Origin of the sequence: Glycomyces xiaoerkulensis (genome assembly GCF_002798405.1) — a bacterium.
GTDB classification, from domain to species: Bacteria; Actinomycetota; Actinomycetes; order Mycobacteriales; family Micromonosporaceae; genus Glycomyces; species Glycomyces xiaoerkulensis.
In genome coordinates this window covers 345044-361284 of sequence record NZ_PGGV01000029.1, presented here as the reverse complement: position 1 = coordinate 361284, position 16241 = coordinate 345044, and the positions used below count along the sequence as shown (strand labels likewise).

The 16241-nt window shown below is 71.0% G+C and carries 13 protein-coding genes; 5 read left to right on the top strand and 8 right to left on the bottom strand.

Annotated elements, in window-relative coordinates; translation table 11 throughout:
- Positions 1–27: 27 nt before the first annotated feature.
- The 5 genes from CUT39_RS12270 to CUT39_RS12250 are packed head-to-tail and all read left to right on the top strand — an operon-like array spanning position 28 to position 6225.
- Positions 28–906: a branched-chain amino acid ABC transporter permease gene (locus tag CUT39_RS12270; protein WP_198587079.1), complete on the top strand. Its 879-nt coding sequence runs from the start codon at positions 28–30 to the stop codon at positions 904–906.
- Entirely contained in the window at positions 906–2597 is a 1692-nt protein-coding gene (locus CUT39_RS12265) for a branched-chain amino acid ABC transporter ATP-binding protein/permease (RefSeq protein ID WP_100446926.1), read from the top strand. Before CUT39_RS12270 ends, CUT39_RS12265 begins: the two co-directional genes overlap by 1 nt.
- Positions 2590–3300: an ABC transporter ATP-binding protein gene (locus CUT39_RS12260; RefSeq protein WP_100446924.1), complete on the top strand. Its 711-nt coding sequence runs from the start codon at positions 2590–2592 to the stop codon at positions 3298–3300. Before CUT39_RS12265 ends, CUT39_RS12260 begins: the two co-directional genes overlap by 8 nt.
- On the top strand, positions 3300–5810 hold the full coding sequence (locus CUT39_RS12255) for a sensor histidine kinase (RefSeq protein ID WP_157930644.1): 2511 nt from the start codon (positions 3300–3302) through the stop codon (positions 5808–5810). The genes CUT39_RS12260 and CUT39_RS12255 overlap by 1 nt, the downstream gene beginning before the upstream one ends.
- A gap of 10 nt (positions 5811–5820) precedes the next feature.
- On the top strand, positions 5821–6225 hold the full coding sequence (locus tag CUT39_RS12250) for a roadblock/LC7 domain-containing protein (protein ID WP_100446920.1): 405 nt from the start codon (positions 5821–5823) through the stop codon (positions 6223–6225).
- Between the two features lie 93 nt (positions 6226–6318).
- Here CUT39_RS12250 and ilvC read toward each other — a convergent pair whose 3' ends face one another.
- The 8 genes from ilvC to hemQ form a co-directional block, all read right to left on the bottom strand.
- Positions 6319–7332 carry a ketol-acid reductoisomerase gene (ilvC, locus tag CUT39_RS12245; RefSeq protein WP_100446918.1) on the bottom strand — a complete coding sequence of 338 codons (1014 nt, stop codon included), beginning with the start codon at positions 7330–7332 and terminating at the stop codon, positions 6319–6321.
- Between the two features lie 15 nt (positions 7333–7347).
- The gene (gene ilvN / locus CUT39_RS12240) at positions 7348–7875 is read right to left on the bottom strand and encodes an acetolactate synthase small subunit (RefSeq protein WP_100446916.1); all 528 of its coding nucleotides are present in this window, start codon (positions 7873–7875) and stop codon (positions 7348–7350) included.
- Positions 7875–9737, bottom strand: a complete 1863-nt coding sequence (locus CUT39_RS12235; RefSeq protein WP_100446914.1) for an acetolactate synthase large subunit — start codon at positions 9735–9737, stop codon at positions 7875–7877. Before CUT39_RS12235 ends, ilvN begins: the two co-directional genes overlap by 1 nt.
- A 265-nt stretch (positions 9738–10002) precedes the next feature.
- Positions 10003–12654 (bottom strand): putative bifunctional diguanylate cyclase/phosphodiesterase, encoded by a 2652-nt coding sequence (locus CUT39_RS12230; RefSeq protein WP_100446912.1) that lies wholly within the window; start codon positions 12652–12654, stop codon positions 10003–10005.
- Between the two features lie 328 nt (positions 12655–12982).
- Complete coding sequence (gene ilvD / locus CUT39_RS12225; protein WP_100446910.1) at positions 12983–14827, bottom strand: dihydroxy-acid dehydratase; 1845 nt, start codon at positions 14825–14827, stop codon at positions 12983–12985.
- Between the two features lie 98 nt (positions 14828–14925).
- The gene (locus tag CUT39_RS12220) at positions 14926–15378 is read right to left on the bottom strand and encodes a S24/S26 family peptidase (protein ID WP_100446908.1); all 453 of its coding nucleotides are present in this window, start codon (positions 15376–15378) and stop codon (positions 14926–14928) included.
- On the bottom strand, positions 15365–15523 hold the full coding sequence (locus CUT39_RS20335) for a hypothetical protein (RefSeq protein WP_157930643.1): 159 nt from the start codon (positions 15521–15523) through the stop codon (positions 15365–15367). The genes CUT39_RS12220 and CUT39_RS20335 overlap by 14 nt, the downstream gene beginning before the upstream one ends.
- Positions 15523–16236: a hydrogen peroxide-dependent heme synthase gene (gene hemQ / locus CUT39_RS12215; RefSeq protein WP_100446906.1), complete on the bottom strand. Its 714-nt coding sequence runs from the start codon at positions 16234–16236 to the stop codon at positions 15523–15525. Before hemQ ends, CUT39_RS20335 begins: the two co-directional genes overlap by 1 nt.
- Positions 16237–16241: the final 5 nt, after the last annotated feature.

The following is a 16241-nucleotide window of genomic DNA, read 5'->3' as shown; positions in this document are numbered from 1 at the left end:
CTCTCAACCTCCGTCAGGGAACCATCGATGGTGCAGCAACTGGCCAACGGCGTCTTCGCCGGTTCGATCTACGCGCTCTTCGCGATCGGATTCACGCTGGTGTTCGGGATCCTCCGGCACCTGAACCTCGCCCACGCCGCGATCTTCACCGCCGGCGCCTTCGCCGGCATCGAACTCGCCGTGCGGTTCGACCTCCCGGTGTGGGCGATGTTCCCGGCCGTGGCCGCGATCGGCGCGGTCCTCGGCGTGGTGCTCGAACGCACCGCGTTCCGGCCGCTGTCGGGCCGCGACGACGAGCACTTCGCCGGGCTGATCTCCTCGATCGCCTTCGGCGGGGTGCTCATCGCGGTCCTCCACGCCCGGTACGGCACCGAGCCGAAGAGCTTCCCGCAGGAGTACTTTCCCAACCGGCTCTACGAGATCGCCGGAGTGCGCGTGACCCTGACGCAGATCGTGACGCTGGCCCTCGCGCTCGCGCTCATGCTCGGCCTCGCATGGCTCGTCTCCTCCTCCCCGATGGGACGGGCCATGCGGGCCGTGGCCGAGAACCCGGGCGCCGCGCGCGTGCTCGGCGTCAACGTCGGGCTCGTGACCGCCGGGACCTACGCGCTGTCGTCCGGTCTCGGCGCGGTCGCCGGCGCGCTCCTGGCGCTCAACCTCGGCCAGGCCGGCCGCGGACTGGGCGCCTCGATCGAACTGATCGGATTCGCGGTCATCATCCTCGGCGGACTCGGGTCCCTGTGGGGCGCGATGGCCGCCGGGCTGGTCCTCGGACTCGCAGAGGCCCTCACCGTCCACTGGCTCGACTCCACCTGGAAGGGCATGGTCGCCTTCGCCGTCCTCTTCGCCGTCCTGGTGCTGCGACCCCGCGGCCTGTTCGGGCACGTCAAGGTCAGGGAGGTCTGATGCTCGCCGGCTACGACACACTCATCACCACCATCGCGCTCGGCGCGATCCTCGCCTACTCCTTCCACGTCGTGCTCATGGCCGGACAGCTCAGCCTCGGGCAGGCCGGATTCGCCGCTCTCGGCGCCTACGTCTCGACCCTGATCGTCCCGACCGAGCCGCTGTTCGGCTCGCTGTCGCCGGTCCTGGTCGGGATCCCGGTCGGCGCCGCCGTCGGCGCCCTGGCGGCATTCGGGCTCGGGCTGCCGGTGCTGCGGCTGCGAGGCGTGTTCCTGGCGATAGCCACCATCGCGTTCGGCGAGATGGTGCGGGTGGTCATCACCAACGCCGAATGGACCAACGGCGCCCTCGGCATCCGGGTCGAGAAATGGGTGACCGTCGACCTGGCCTGGGCGGTCGTGGCGGTCCTGGCCTACCTGTTCTGGCGGCTCGGCCCCTCCCGCACCGGACGCGCCTTCGCCGCCGTCCGCGAAGACGAGCTCGCCGCCGGATCCATGGGCGTCAACGTCGTCCGCACCCGCATGACCTCCTTCGTCGCCTCCGGCGCGATCGCCGGGGTCTACGGGGTCCTGTTCGCCTACTTCTTCGGCCGCATCATCCCGGCCGCATTCGACTTCGGACTCATGCTCGACGGGCTGGTCACCGCCGTCGTCGGCGGCTACCTGGTGTACTTCGGCCCCATCCTCGGCAGCGGCTTCCTCACCGCCGTCCCCGAAATCCAGGAGTCCCTCGGACTCGAGGCCGGATGGATCCACCCGCTGGTCACCGGGCTGCTGCTGCTGGCGGTCATCGTCTTCCTGCCCGGCGGGCTCTCCAGCCTGGTCACCCGCGCGCGCCGCCGCCCGCGCCCGCCCGAACCCGACCTGGACGCGCTCGCGGCCCTGCCGCCGCCGCCTGAAACCGGCACCGCGCTCGTCCGGCTCCGCGACCTCGGCAAGGACTACGGGGCCGTCCGCGCCGTCCACGGGGTCGACCTCGAGATCGCCTCCGGCGACATCCTCGGCGTCATCGGCCCCAACGGCGCCGGCAAGACCACCCTGATCAACATGATCAGCGGCCTGGAACCGCCGACCACCGGCGGCGGCGACGTCCTCGGCGTCGCGCTCGGCCCGGCCGGCGGCGCCCACCGGTTCGCCCAGGCCGGCCTCAGCCGCACCTTCCAGCACTCCAAACTGTTCGACCGGCTCAGCGCCCTCGACAACGTCCTGGTCGGCGCCCATCCGGTCACCCGCCCCACCTTCCTGCGGCGGCTGCTGTGGCTGCCCTCGGCCCGCCGCGACGAGCGCCGCGCGCACGCCCTGGCCTGGGCCCAGCTCCGCCGCGTCGGCCTGGACGACCGGGCCGGGCTGCGGCCCGGTGCGCTGTCCTACGGCGACCAGCGGCGCCTCGAGATCGCCCGGGCGCTGGCCGCCCACCCGGCGCTGCTGATCCTCGACGAACCGGCCGCCGGCATGAACCACGTCGAGGCCGCCGACCTGGCCGAACTGATCCGCTCCCTCGCCGACGACGGGATCACCGTCCTGCTCATCGAGCACAACGTCCGCATGGTCCTGGAGACCTGCACGCGACTGGTGGTCATGAACTTCGGCGAGGTCATCGCCGCCGGAGAACCGCGCGAGGTCGCCGCCGACCCCAAGGTCGTCGATGCCTACCTCGGCACCGGCGAGACCGGGGAGAACGAATATGTCTGAACCGCTGCTCGCCATCGAATCCGTCCACGTCTCCTACGGGCGCGTCCAGGCCGTCCGCGACGTGTCCATCGAGGTCCCCGAGGGGGGCCTGGTCGCCCTCATCGGCGCCAACGGCGCCGGAAAGAGCTCGGTGCTCGCCGCGGCCGCCGGGCTGGTGCGCCCCAAGTCCGGGGCCGTCCGGCTCGACGGACGGGACATCACCCGCTGGCCGGCGCACCGCCGCGTCGCCGCCGGCCTGGTGCTCGTTCCCGAAGGGCGCCAGATCCTCGGCTCCCTCACCGTCGCCGAGAACCTCCGCCTCGGCGCCTACCGCCGCCGCAGGCAGGCGGCGCCCGAAGCGGAGATGTACGACCTGTTCCCCGTGCTCGCCGAGCGCCGCTCCCTGCCGGCCGGGTCCCTGTCCGGCGGCGAGCAGCAGATGCTCGCCATCGCCCGCGCCATGATCGCCCGGCCCCGGGTGATGCTCCTGGACGAACCGTCGATGGGCCTGGCCCCCAAGGTCGTCGACGAGGTGTTCGCGGCGATCGAGCAGATCCGCCGGGCCGGCGTCACCGTCGTGCTGGTCGAGCAGAACGCCCGCCGGGCGCTGCGCACCGCCGACACGGCCCACGTCATGGAGACCGGCGGGACGGCCCACAGCGGACCGGCCGAGGAGCTGCTGTCCGATCCCCGAGTCGTCAAGGCCTACTTGGGAGTCGACTGATGACTTCACCCCGAGAAACCGAAGGAGCCACCGCCATGGTGGAGGACGCCGCCGCCCCCTCCGACCCCGTCCCCGACCGGGGACCGTGGTGGTCGTCGATCAGGATCCGCACCAAGCTCGCGATCATGCTGCTGATCCCGGCGCTCACCCTCACCGGCATGGTCGGGGTGCGCCTGGCCGAGTCGGCCGCCGAGGCCGCCGCCGTCGGCGACACGGCCGAGGTCGTCAGCCTCGTCGGCGACGTCAACGGCGTCATCCAGGCGATGCAGGCCGAGCGCCTCGCCGCGGCGAAACTGATCTTCCAGGACCGGGCCGGACTCGGCGAGGACGACGACCTCACCGCCGGATTCGAAGCGGCCGAATCGGCCGCCGACACCGAACTCGAAGTCCTCGACGCCACCCGCACCGAACTCGACCAGGACCTCGACGCCGAGGTCTTCGAGCTGCTCGACCTGGCCGACAAGCCGCTCGGCCGACTCGACCTGGCGCGGCGCGCGGTCCACAACGGCACCGTGGCCGAAGTGCACCTGACGGTGTACAACTCGGCCATCGCCCGCATGTCGGCGGTGCTCGAGCGGGCGGTCGACGTCGCCGGCACCGCCGACCTCAGCCGCGAACTGCGCACCGCCAGCCTCCTGCTCGACATCGACGAGCAGTCCGAGCAGCTCCGCCTGCTCGTGCTCAGCCTCGAGGACGGCAAAGCGCTGGCGAACAAGTACCGGCCGTTCGTGCGCCTCACCGGCGCCCGCGAGGAGACGCTCGGCGAATACCGCCGCATCACCGCCCAGGTCGACCCCGACGCGGCGGTGTTCAAGGTCGGCGGCCTCGGCGCGGGCGACGCCCGCCCGGCCAACCGGCTCGAAAGCGCGATCGCCGGGTCCCGGTCCGACGACGTGCAGGAGATCGACCACGAGTCCCTGATGACCGCCTACGACTCCCGGCACGCGGCCACCGCGGCTCTGGTCGTCGACTCACTCGAGGACACCGACGCCCTCGCCGCCGCCATCCGCGAATCGGTGGTCCAGCGGCTCATGATCGAGGGCGCGATCGCGGTCGCGGCACTGGCCATCGCGGTCCTGATCGCCTTCGGTCTCGGGCGCTCGGTCACCCGCGGGCTGCGGGACCTGTCCGGATCGGCCCGCCAGATCGCCATGGTCGACCTGCCGCGCGCGGTCAAGCACGTCGACGAGCAGGAGGGCCTCAACGGGCTCACGCCGTTCGAATTCGCCGCCCGCACCACTCCCCCGCTGCGCACGCGCGGCACCGACGAACTCGCCGAGGTCGGCGAGGCGTTCAACATCATCCACCGCGAGGCCATCCGCATCTCCGCCCAGCAGGCGCTGCTGCGGTACCACGTCGGCGCGATCTTCGTCCGCCTGGCGCGGCGCGGCCACTCCCTCACCGGCCGCCTCACCTCCGAACTCGACGACGCCGAACGCAACGAGCAGGACCCCGAGCGCCTCCAGCGGCTCTTCCGGCTCGACCACCTCATCTCGCTGATCGGCCGCACCAACGACAGCCTGCTGGTCCTCGGCGGATCCTCGGCCGCGAAGGTCCGCACCACCGAAGCGAAACTGGGCGACGTCCTCACCGCCGCCCAGAGCCGCATCGAGTACTACACCCGCATCGACCTGGCCGCCGAGGACGGCGCCTGGGTCAAGGCCGAGGCCGTCGACGACCTCGTCCAACTCCTGGCCGAACTGATGGACAACGCCACCCGCTACTCCGAGTCCAGCGCCGAGGTCTCGGCGAGGGTCCTGACCGGACGAGCCCTCGTGCAAATCCGCGACCACGGCATCGGCATCGACGCCGAACGCATGGCCCAACTCAACGACCGCATACGCCGCCGCGTCCCGGTCGACCTCGAGGCCATGCAGGCGATGGGGCTGACCGTGGTCGGCCACCTCGCGGTCCGCTACGGCATCGAGGTGGAGCTGCGGCCCTCCATAGGCGGCGGCACCATCGCCGAGGTCGCCATCCCCGGCCGCATCCTGTCGTTCACCCCGCCGGAGGAGCCCCCCACCAGGACCGCCGCGATCGCCGCCGGCGCCTCCGCACCGCCGCCGCCGGACCCGATCAACCAGCGGCGCAACGCCCCCTTGTTCGACAAGTCCGCCACGCCGCAGTCGGCCCCGCCGTCCCCCTCCCCCGCCCGGGGCGTGGCGGCCGTCGGCGGCTCCCGGCCGACGGCGTCGGTGCTCGACGAGCCGACCGAGGCCCTGGCACAGCTTCCGCAGGTCAAGTTCGACGTCGGGGACGCCGGATACGCCGAGCCGTCGCTGCTGGCCGGCGCGCCACTCCCGCCGAACGGGCAGGAGTCCCCCGCACTCACCGAGAACGGCCTCCCGATGCGGCAGCCGATGTCCAACCTGGCCCCCGGAGCCGTCGCCCCCACCAACGAGCGCTCCGACGGGCCCATCCACCGCGATCCCCGCACCATCGGTGCCACGTACTCGGCCTACGCCCGCGGCCTCTCGGGCAGCAGATCGCAAACGAACCCCAGGAACTGAAGGACACCTTATGACCAGCTCACAATTGGATTTCCTGCTCAACGATTTCGTAGGCCGCGTCCCCCACGTGACGCACGTGATCGCGGTGGCGGCCGACGGACTGCTGATCGCCTCCAACGATTCACTGCCCCGCGACGAGGCCGAGCGGCTGTCGGCCATCGCCTCGGGCCTGACGAGCCTGCTGGCGGGAGCGGCGAGGTCCTTGCAGGCAGACCCGGTCATCAGCAACCTCACCGAGATGAACGGCGGATACATGTTCTCGATGTCCGTCTCCAGCGGTGCCAGCCTGCTGGCGCTGGCCGGGCTCCACTGCGACATCGGGCAGGTCGGCCACGAGTTGGCGAACCTCATCAACCAGGTGGGTCCGGCGCTGTCCCCGGCCGCCCGCGAAGTCGCCGCAGCCCGCCAGCAATAGCCCGGCCGGACTCGCGGCGGCCGACCGGACGGGCCCGGCGACGAAAAACGCCCCCGCCCGCAAGGGGCAGGGGCCGTCCCGGCGGTGGCCGGACTAAGACGCGCCGGCCTCGTACTTGTGGCGCACCCACGGCATCAGGCTCCGCATGTTCGAGCCGACCTCTTCGATCTGGCTCTCGGTCTGCTCGGCCTGCAGCTTGTTGAAGTTCTCGCGCTTCTCGGACTCGGCGACCCACTCCTTGGCGAAGGAGCCGTCCTGGATCTCGGTGAGGACCCGCTTCATCTCGGCCCGGACCTGGTCGTTGATGATCCGCGGGCCGCGGGTGATGCCGCCGTACTCGGCGGTGTCCGAGACCGAGTACCACATGTTGGTCAGGCCGCCCTCGTAGACCATGTCCACGATGAGCTTGAGCTCGTGCAGGCACTCGAAGTAGGCGGCCTCCGGCGCGTAGCCGGCCTCCACCAGGGTCTCGAAGCCGGCGCGGATGAGCTCGGCGGTCCCGCCGCAGAGCACGACCTGCTCGCCGAACAGGTCGGTCTCGGTCTCCTCCTTGAAGGTGGTCTTGAGGACGCCGGCGCGGGTGCCGCCGATGGCCTTGGCGTAGGCCAGGGCCACCGACTGGGTGTCGCCGCTCGGGTCCTGCTCGACCGCGACCAGAGCGGGAACGCCCTTGCCGTCGATGAACTGGCGCCGGACCATGTGGCCCGGTCCCTTGGGCGCGACCATCGCGATGTTGACGTCGGAGGGCGCCTGGATCAGCTCGTAGCGGATGTTGAAGCCGTGGCCGAAGAACAGGCTCATGCCGGAGCTCAGGTTCGGCGCGATCTCGGAGGCGTACAGCTTGGCCTGGACGGTGTCGGGGACCAGGATCATGACGATGTCGGCCCACTCGGTCGCCTCGGCCGGAGTCAGGACCTTCAGGCCCGCCTCCTCGGCCTTCGGCCGGGACTTCGAACCTTCCTGGAGCCCGATGGCGACCTCGACGCCGGAGTCGCGGAGGCTCAGCGAGTGGGCGTGGCCCTGGGAGCCGTAGCCGAGGACGGCGACCTTCTTGCCCTGGATGAGGGCGAGGTCGGCGTCGTCGTCGTAGAACACTTCAGCGGACATTGAATCCAATCTTCCTTACTTGACTTGGCTCGGTGAGACGTACCGGGACAGCGAGGCCATCGATTTGGCCCCGCGCCCGAGCGCGACGGTCCCCGACTGGACGAGCTCCTTGATCCCGTACGGTTCGAGGACTTCCAGGAACGATTCGATCTTGTCGGAGTTCCCGGTGACCTCGAAGGTGACCGTGTCGGGTGTGACGTCGACCGAGCGGGCCTTGAACAGGTTCGCGGCGTCGATCACCTGACCGCGGGTGGCGGCGTCGGCGCGGACCTTCACCAGCAGCAGTTCCCGCTGCACGGAGGCGTCCGGCTCCAGCTCCACGATCTTGAGCACGTGGATGAGCTTGTTGAGCTGCTTGGTGACCTGCTCGAGCGAGCCCACCTCGACGCCGACCACGATGGTGATGCGGCTGACGCCGGGGTGCTCGGTCTCCCCGACGGCCAGCGAGTCGATGTTGAAGCCGCGCCGGGAGAACAGGGCGGCCACGCGGGCCAGGACGCCCGGCTTGTTCTCGACGAGGACCGAGAGGGTGTGCTTGGTCATCACACCGCCTCCTCGTCGTCGAAGGTGGGCCGCACGTCGCGGGCGTAGAGGATCTCGTCGTTGGACACGCCCGCCGGGACCATCGGCCACACCATGGCGTCGCGGCCGACGGTGAAGTCGACGACCACGGGCCGGTCGTTGATGGCGCCGGCCTCCTCGATGACCTCGTCGACCTGGTCGGCGCGCTCGCATCGCAGGCCCACGCAGCCGAGGGACTCGGCGAGCTTGACGAAGTCGGGCACCCGCGGCGACTCGTCGCTGTGGTGCGTCGACAGGTTGGTGTTGGAGTAGCGCTTGTCGTAGAACAGGGTCTGCCACTGGCGGACCATGCCGAGGTTGCCGTTGTTGATGACGGCGACCTTGATCGGGATGCCCTCCACCGCGCAGGTGGCCAGTTCCTGATTGGTCATCTGGAAGCAGCCGTCGCCGTCGATGGCCCACACGGTCCGGTCGGGCTCGCCCAGCTTGGCGCCCATCGCGGCCGGAACGGCGAAGCCCATGGTGCCCAGGCCGCCGGAGTTGAGGAAGGTCCCCGGCGTCTCGTAGGTGATGAACTGGCTGGCCCACATCTGGTGCTGGCCGACGCCGGCGGTCCAGATGGTGTCGTCGGGCGCGAGCCGGCCGAGCCGCTCGATCACGTGCTGCGGGGCCAGCGACTCGTCCGCGTCGTGGGCCTCGTAGCCGAGCGGGTAGCGCTCGCGCAGATCGTTGAGGGTCTCCCACCAGCCCTTGAGGCGCTCCGGGCCCGGGTCCTCGTAGGCCTCGACCATCGCGGCGATGGCGGCCTGGCAGTCGCCGACGATCGGCACGTCGGCCTCGCGGTTCTTGCCGATCTCGGCCGGGTCGATGTCGACGTGGACGATCTTGGCCCCGGGCGCGAAGGTCGACAGCTTGCCGGTGACCCGGTCGTCGAAGCGGGCGCCGAGGGCGACCAGGAGGTCGGACTTCTGGAGCGCGTGGACGGCAGGCACGGTGCCGTGCATGCCGGGCATGCCCAGGTGCTGGTCGTGGGTGTCGGGGAACGCCCCGCGCGCCATCAGCGTCGTGACCACCGGCGCGCCGGTCAGCTCGGCGAGCCGGCGCAGCTCGGCGTGGGCGCCGGACTTGACCACGCCGCCGCCGACGTACAGCACCGGCCGCTTGGCGTCGGCGATGAGCGAGGCGGCCTCGCGGATCTGCTTGCCGTGGGGCTGGATCGTGGGCCGGTAGCCCGGCAGGTCCTGCTTGGGCGGCCACACGAACGGCGACTTGGCGTTGAGGATGTCCTTGGGGATGTCGACCAGGACCGGGCCGGGGCGTCCGGTGGAGGCGACGTGGAAGGCCTCGGCCAGGATGCGCGGGATGTCGGCGGCGTCGGTCACCAGGTACGAGTGCTTGGTGATGGGCATCGTGATGCCCTGGATGTCGGCCTCCTGGAACGCGTCGGTGCCGATGGCCGCCGAGGCGACCTGGCCGGTGATGGCCACGACCGGGACCGAGTCCATGTGGGCGTCGGCCAGGGGCGTGACGAGGTTGGTCGCGCCGGGTCCGGAGGTGGCCATGCAGACGCCGACGTTGCCGGTGGCCAGCGCGTAGCCTTCGGCGGCGTGCCCGGCGCCCTGCTCGTGCCTGACGAGGACGTGGCGCACCTTGGTGGAGTCGAGGAGCGGGTCGTAGGCGGGGAGGATGGCCCCGCCGGGGATGCCGAAGACCGCTTCGACCTCAAGCTGCTCGAGGGCTCGCACGATGGCCTGCGCGCCGGTGAGGACCGGGGCGGCGGCGGGGGAGTTCTGCGGCGGGCCGGGCTTGGGGGCCTTCGGCCGGGGCGGCTGCGCCCCGGCGGCGCGCGGCCCTGGCTTCGGTGCCTTCACTGGTGTGCTCATGTCCTTCGTCCAATAGGGAGTATTTGCTGACTGTCGACACTGGGACGTCGTTCCCCGGGCAGAAAAAATCGCCCGCGTGCAAAGACGCACGGGGCGAGCGCACCGTCGAGGAGACGACGGTGCGCTAAATAAGTACTACGGCAAGCGGCCGCTGCGGGTTCGCGGCGGCTGGCTTGATGTAGTCCTGCTTCGGCACGATGCCAGCATGCACCATTCCGGCCCGTGAGTCAACTTTTCTCACACTCCGAGAAGTCGTGTCGTGGTCTCAGGCGGCCGAGATGGCGGGCCGGTTCTCCGAGAGCCAGCGGGTGATCTGCTCGGCCGGCATCGGCTCGGCCAGCAGGTAGCCCTGGACGAGCGGGGCCTTCGCTTCGACCATGGCCTCGAGCTGGGTGTCGGTCTCGACGCCCTCGGCGATGACGTCCATGCCCAGGCGGCGCCCGAGTTCGACGGCGACCTGCGCGAGCGGGCCGACCCCGCCGTCGGCCTTGGCGATCAGGTCGCGGTCGATCTTGATGATGTCGATCGGGAGCCGGTCGAGCTGGCCGAGCGAGGAGTAGCCGGAGCCGAAGTCGTCCAGGGCGGTGCGCACGCCCGCCCCGCGCAGGGCCTGGAGCTGGGCCACCAGGGTGTTGAGCTGGTGGGAGAAGTCGTGCTCGGTGACCTCCAGGACCAGGCGCGAGGCCGGGACGCCGACGGCGAACAGGGCGGTGTTGACCTCGGTGGCGAACTTGTGGGTGTGCAGCTCCTTGACCGAGACGTTGACCGAGATCCAGGCCTTGATGCCGGACGACTGCCACTGCGCGAGCTGCTCGGCGGCGCGGTTGACCGCCCAGACCGCCAGCTCCTGGGTCAGCCCGGCCTCGGTGGCCGCGGGGATGAACTCGCCGGGGCTGACCCGGCCCAGGCGCGGGTTGTTCCAGCGCAGCAGCGCCTCGGCGCCGACGATCGAGCGGTCGGCCAGCCTGAAGATCGGCTGGTACACCAGGTGGAGTTCGTTGCGGGCGATCGCGCCGCGCAGCTCCTGGATCAGCTCGTTGCGGCGGCGGACCCTGCGGTCGAACTCGGCGTCGTAGGTCTCGTAGCGGTTCCGGCCGGCCTGCTTGGCCGCCCGCAGCGCCAGGTCGGCGTTGCGCAGCAGCAGCTCGGGGTCCTCGACCCCGCCCGAGGCGGTCGCGATGCCGACCGATCCGGTGGTGTAGACGGTCGACTCGTCGTGGAACTCGTACGGTTCCGAGAGCGTGCGGACCAGGTCGCGCGCCACCGAGACGGCCTCGGCGCGGTCGGCGCGCAGCAGGATCGCGAACTCGTCGCCGCCCAGGCGCGCTCCGAGGTCGGTGGGCCGCAGCAGGTCCCTGACGCGGCGGGAGACCTCGACCAGCAGCTCGTCGCCGAAGTCGTGGCCGCGGGTGTCGTTGACGTTCTTGAATCCGTCGAGGTCGAGCAGGAGCAGCGCCGTCTCGTTCTCCTCGGCGGCGACGCCGTCCTCCAGGTTCTGCAGCAGCGCGCGGCGGTTGGCCATGCCGGTGAGCGGGTCGCTGTAGGCCATGCGCGCCAGCTCCGCCTCCAGGGTCCGGCGGGCGCCGACGTCCTCGACGCGGGCGACCAGGCCGCGCACCTGCGGCTGGCCGCGGAGGTCGGTCACGATCGTCTCGGTGTGCCGCCAGCGCCGCAGGGAGTCGCGCACGCGGACCTTGAGTTCGGCCTTGCCGGTGGCGTTGGCCCCTTCGACGAGCTGCTCCAGGCTCTCGGCGGCTTTGCGCCGGTCGTCGGCGTGGACCAGGTCGAGGAAGGCCGCGCCGACGCACTGGCCGGCGCCGGTGGCCGGCCGCCAGGCGGCGTCCTCGGGGTGCCAGGTGACCTTGAGGTCGGCGTCGAGGACCAGGACGGTGTCGGAGGCGACCCCGACGATGGCGGTGAGGCGGCGGTGCCGGTCGGCGGCCTCGTCGGTGACGCGGCGGACGTCGAAGTGGGTGAGCACGAGGCGGGTGCCGAGCGCGGCGACGGCGGCGAGGCCGAGCAGGGCCGCGTCGAGCGGCAGCGCTCCCGCAACGGCGCCGTTGCGGAGGAACACGACGGTGGCGAGGGCGGCGGCTCCGGCCATGACGGCGTAGTGGACGGTCGGGTAGTTGCGCTTGTCGGCGGAGGCCTGCTGCCGGCGCGACATGTAGCTGACGCCAAGCAGGAGGGTGCAGGCAGCGACCCAGCCGAACGACCACCACAGGACCGCCACGTCCGGTCGTCCCCACTGCCAGCCGGCGAACATGGCCATCGAGCTGGTGTGGACCCCGAGCACCGGGACGTAGGCGGCGGCGAGGCAGCGGCGCCAGCGGTTGACGCGGAAGGTGGTGGTCAGTCCGACGCCGAACAGGACGAGCCCGAGCATGCCGGGGAGGACTATCGCCAGGTCGGTGCCGACCAGGTGGCCGTGGAAGTCGGCCATCCAGGGGCGGCCGACCGAGAGCCAGAAGGCGAACAGGAGGCTCAGGCCGACGATGGCGCCGTCGATGAGCCGGCGCTGGACGGCCGGGGCGTCCCAGCCTTCGTCGGGAAGGCGCAGCAGCGCGAGGCCGAACAGGCAGATCGCGGCGGTGAAGCCTATCCCGGCGGTCAGGGAGGCGGCGCCGGCGGGGAGCCAGCTCGCGGCGGCCACGCTGGCGGCGGTGGCCTGGACGCCGGCGGCCAGCAGCCGGTAGGTGGGGCGGCGGGCGCGCGGGAAGTCGCCCGCGACGCGCCACAGCAGCAGGCCGGCGCAGGCGGCGCCGAGGCTGCCGAGGCTCGGGGCGGTGGCGTCGTGGAGTCCGTCGGGGGACGATCGCAGTCCGGTAACGATGGCCGCTGCGAATACAGAGCCCCATACGGCCGTGGCCGCGATCCACGAGACGAATCTACGCGCGCGGCGAGGTGATGGCGACATGCACAGAGCCCAATCCTAGAAACCCTCGTGCCATACAGGATGCCGTATCCGGGGTCGAATGAAAACCGCGCCCCGAGGCACATGCCGTCTGCACATGCATCCTTTGTGAACGCGGACGCGGATCGCCGTCGCCATCGAACCACGGTGCGTCACTTCACAATCCGCAAATACGGCATTTCACCTGCGGAAGCGCACGAAGGACCGCGGCGCGTAGTCGCGCGGTAGCCCCCGATGACGACGCCCGCCTCGAAAAATCGATGTGCCAATCTTCCGAACCGGACGCGGCCGGCCCTCCTCGTGGAGGGCCGACCGCGTCCGGGTGACCTCTTCAGTCCACTTTGCGGACGGCGCCGTCGCTGGCCGGGGTGGCCATCGAGGCGTAGGCGCGCAGCGCGGTCGTCACGCTCCGCTCGCGTCCGGCAGGCGTATAGGGGCGCTCGCGCTTCTCTTGGGTGACACGGCGCTTGGTGAGCGTGTCGTCGTCGACCTTGAGCTCCATGCGGCGGGCCGGGATGTCGATCTCGATGATGTCGCCGTCTTCGACCAGGGCGATCAGGCCGCCGCCGGCCGCCTCGGGGCTGATGTGGCCGATCGAGAGCCCGGAGGTGCCTCCGGAGAAGCGGCCGTCGGTGATGAGCGCGCACTTGCGCCCCATGCCGCGGCCCTTGAGGAAGGAGGTCGGGTAGAGCATCTCCTGCATCCCGGGGCCGCCCTTGGGGCCCTCGTAGCGGATGACGATGACCTCGCCTTCCCGCACCGACTTGTCGAGGATGCCCTGGACGGCATCCTCCTGCGACTCGAAGACGCGGGCGGGACCGGAGTGGGTCAGGTTCTCCTCGGGGACACCGGCGGTCTTGACCACGCAGCCGTCCTCGGCGAGGTTGCCGAACAGGACCGCGAGGCCGCCGTCGGCGGTGTAGGCGTGCTCGATCGAGCGGATGCAGCCGTCCTCGGCGTCGGTGTCCAGGCTGGCCCAGCGGTTCCGGGTGGAGAACGCCTCGGTGGTGCGGACGTTGCCCGGCGCCGCGTGGAACAGCTCGATCGCCTCGGGGTCGGGGCTCTCGGAGCGGATGTCCCACTTGCCGAGCCACTGGTCGAGCGAGTCGGAGTGGACCGCGCGCACGTCGTCGTGGAGCAGGCCGGCGCGGTACAGCTCGCCGAGGATGGCGGGGATGCCGCCGGCCCGGTGGACGTCCTCCATGTGGAAGTCCGGCGAGTTCGGAGCGACCTTGCAGATGCAGCCGACGCGCCGGGAGACGGCGTCGATGTCGGACACCGAGAAGTTCAGGCCGGCCTCGCGCGCGGCGGCCAGCAGGTGGAGGACGGTGTTGGTGGAACCGCCCATGGCGACGTCGAGGGCCATGGCGTTCTCGAAGGCGTCGTGAGTGGCGATGTTGCGGGGCAGGACCGATTCGTCGTCCTCCCCGTAATAGCGGCGGCAGAGGTCCATGACCACGCTCCCGGCCCCGCTGAACAGGTCCCTCCGGGCGGCGTGGGTGGCGAGGGTCGAGCCGTTGCCGGGCAGCGACAGGCCGATGGCCTCGGTCAGGCAGTTCATCGAGTTGGCGGTGAACATGCCCGAACACGAGCCGCAGGTGGGGCAGGCATCGGCCTCCATGCGACCGAGCTCGGCGTCGGAGACGTCGTCGTTGGCGGCGGCGACCATCGGGTCGATCAGGTCCAGCTTGCGCTGCACCACGCCGTCCTTGTCGACGGTCTTGCCGGCCTCCATGGGACCGCCGGATACGAACACCACCGGGATGTTGAGGCGCAGAGCGGCCATGAACATGCCGGGGGTGATCTTGTCACAGTTGGAGATGCACACCAGCGCGTCGGCGCAGTGGGCGTTGGCCATGTACTCGACCGAGTCGGCGATGATCTCGCGGCTGGGCAGCGAGTAGAGCATGCCGCCGTGGCCCATGGCGATGCCGTCGTCGACGGCGATGGTGTGGAACTCGCGGGCGATCCCGCCGTTGGCCTCGACCCCTTCGGCGACGACGCCGCCGAGTTCCTTCAGGTGGACGTGGCCGGGTACGAACTGGGTGTAGGAGTTGGCTACGGCCACGATCGGCTTGCCGAAGTCGGACTCGGTCATGCCGGTCGCGCGCCACAGCGCGCGGGCCCCGGCCATCTGCCGGCCGTGGGTGGAAGTGCGTGAACGAAGCGCAGGCATGGTGCAAGTCTGCCACGTCCTGGATCCTGGGAAAAGGGGCCCGGTACTTAGGAAGCCCTTATTCGTCGTCCCGACCCCGAAGGGTTCCACGGCCCGGATCAGAATTTGCGGATCATCACGCCGGCGATCGATTCGGCCGGGCAGAGGCCGTGGCGGCGGGAGTCGTCGCCTGCGGGATTGTCGCTGAGCAGGAAGTAGTGGCCCGGCGGGACCGCCTCGGACGAGTCGGGGATCGGCTCCCCGGGGCCGGCGGCCACGCGCTTGACCCACCACGGACCCGTCGGTCCGCCGCGGCCCCGGCGGCGGCGCGGCGGCGCCTCGGCCCAGCCCAGGACCGGGTCGGGGGCGCGCACCACGACGATCTGGCCGGTCCCGATCCGGCGGGTGCGCCTGGCGAGGACCTCCTGCCCGTCGCGCAGCGTCGGCTCCATGCTGGGGCCCTCGACGTTCACCAGCAGCCACTGCCGCCGCAGCCACAGGACCGCCTCCACCATGAGCGCCACCGCCGCGATGACCGCCAGCGCGCTCAGCCACCAGCTAGATCCGCCCATCGCCGCCGTCCTCGTCGCCGTCGGTCGGGCGGCCCGGGGTCCTGCGGTAGACGATCGCCAGGACCAGGACCACCAGCACCGCGATGAGGCACCCGGCTCCCAGCAGGAGGCAGAGCGTCCCGCCGTAGATCAGGCCGCCGAGCATCAGGGCAGGTCGTTGATGATGTCGGTGATGCTGCGGCGCTTGCCGGTGAAGAACGGGATCTCCTCGCGCACGTAGAGCCTGGCCCTGGAGGCGCGCAGTTCGCGCATCAGGTCCACGATCCGGTGCAGCTCGTCGGCCTCGAAGGCCAGGATCCACTCGTAGTCGCCCAGCGCGAAGGACGCGACCGTGTTGGCGCGCACGTCGGGGTAGTCCCGCGCCATCTGGCCGTGTTCGCGCAGCAGGTCGCGGCGCTCCTCGTCGGGGAGGAGGTACCAGTCGTAGGAGCGGACGAACGGGTAGACGCACACGAACTCGCGCGGGGGCTCGCCGGCCAGGAACGCCGGGATGTGGCTGCGGTTGAACTCGGCCGGGCGGTGCAGGGCCATGTTCGACCACACCGGCGCCAGGTGCCGTCCGAAGGGGCTGCGCCGGAAGTCGGCGTAGGACTTCTGGAGGGCTTCGGCGCTCTCTGCGTGCCACCAGACCATCAGGTCGGCGTCGGCGCGCATACCGGTCAGGTCGTAGGTGCCGCGCACGGTCACGCCCAGGTCGGCGCAGTGCTTCTCGAAGAACCCCTCGGTGTCGGAGGCGAGGTCCTGGCGGATCGACGGGAGCGGGGCCTCGGCGCGGAACACCGACCACAGGGTGTAGCGGATGCTCGCGTTGAGTTCCTTGATGCGCTGGGCGTTCGGGTTGTTGGACTGGTCGGTCACGGTGC

Coding starts and splice junctions, on each gene's coding strand:
- CUT39_RS12270 (WP_198587079.1), top strand. CDS start 28: ATGGTGCAGCAACTGGCCAACGGCGTCTTCGCCGGTTCGATCTACGCG.
- CUT39_RS12265 (WP_100446926.1), top strand. CDS start 906: ATGCTCGCCGGCTACGACACACTCATCACCACCATCGCGCTCGGCGCG.
- CUT39_RS12260 (WP_100446924.1), top strand. CDS start 2,590: ATGTCTGAACCGCTGCTCGCCATCGAATCCGTCCACGTCTCCTACGGG.
- CUT39_RS12255 (WP_157930644.1), top strand. CDS start 3,300: ATGACTTCACCCCGAGAAACCGAAGGAGCCACCGCCATGGTGGAGGAC.
- CUT39_RS12250 (WP_100446920.1), top strand. CDS start 5,821: ATGACCAGCTCACAATTGGATTTCCTGCTCAACGATTTCGTAGGCCGC.
- ilvC (WP_100446918.1), bottom strand. CDS start 7,332: ATGTCCGCTGAAGTGTTCTACGACGACGACGCCGACCTCGCCCTCATC.
- ilvN (WP_100446916.1), bottom strand. CDS start 7,875: ATGACCAAGCACACCCTCTCGGTCCTCGTCGAGAACAAGCCGGGCGTC.
- CUT39_RS12235 (WP_100446914.1), bottom strand. CDS start 9,737: ATGAGCACACCAGTGAAGGCACCGAAGCCAGGGCCGCGCGCCGCCGGG.
- CUT39_RS12230 (WP_100446912.1), bottom strand. CDS start 12,654: ATGTCGCCATCACCTCGCCGCGCGCGTAGATTCGTCTCGTGGATCGCG.
- ilvD (WP_100446910.1), bottom strand. CDS start 14,827: ATGCCTGCGCTTCGTTCACGCACTTCCACCCACGGCCGGCAGATGGCC.
- CUT39_RS12220 (WP_100446908.1), bottom strand. CDS start 15,378: ATGGGCGGATCTAGCTGGTGGCTGAGCGCGCTGGCGGTCATCGCGGCG.
- CUT39_RS20335 (WP_157930643.1), bottom strand. CDS start 15,523: ATGCTCGGCGGCCTGATCTACGGCGGGACGCTCTGCCTCCTGCTGGGA.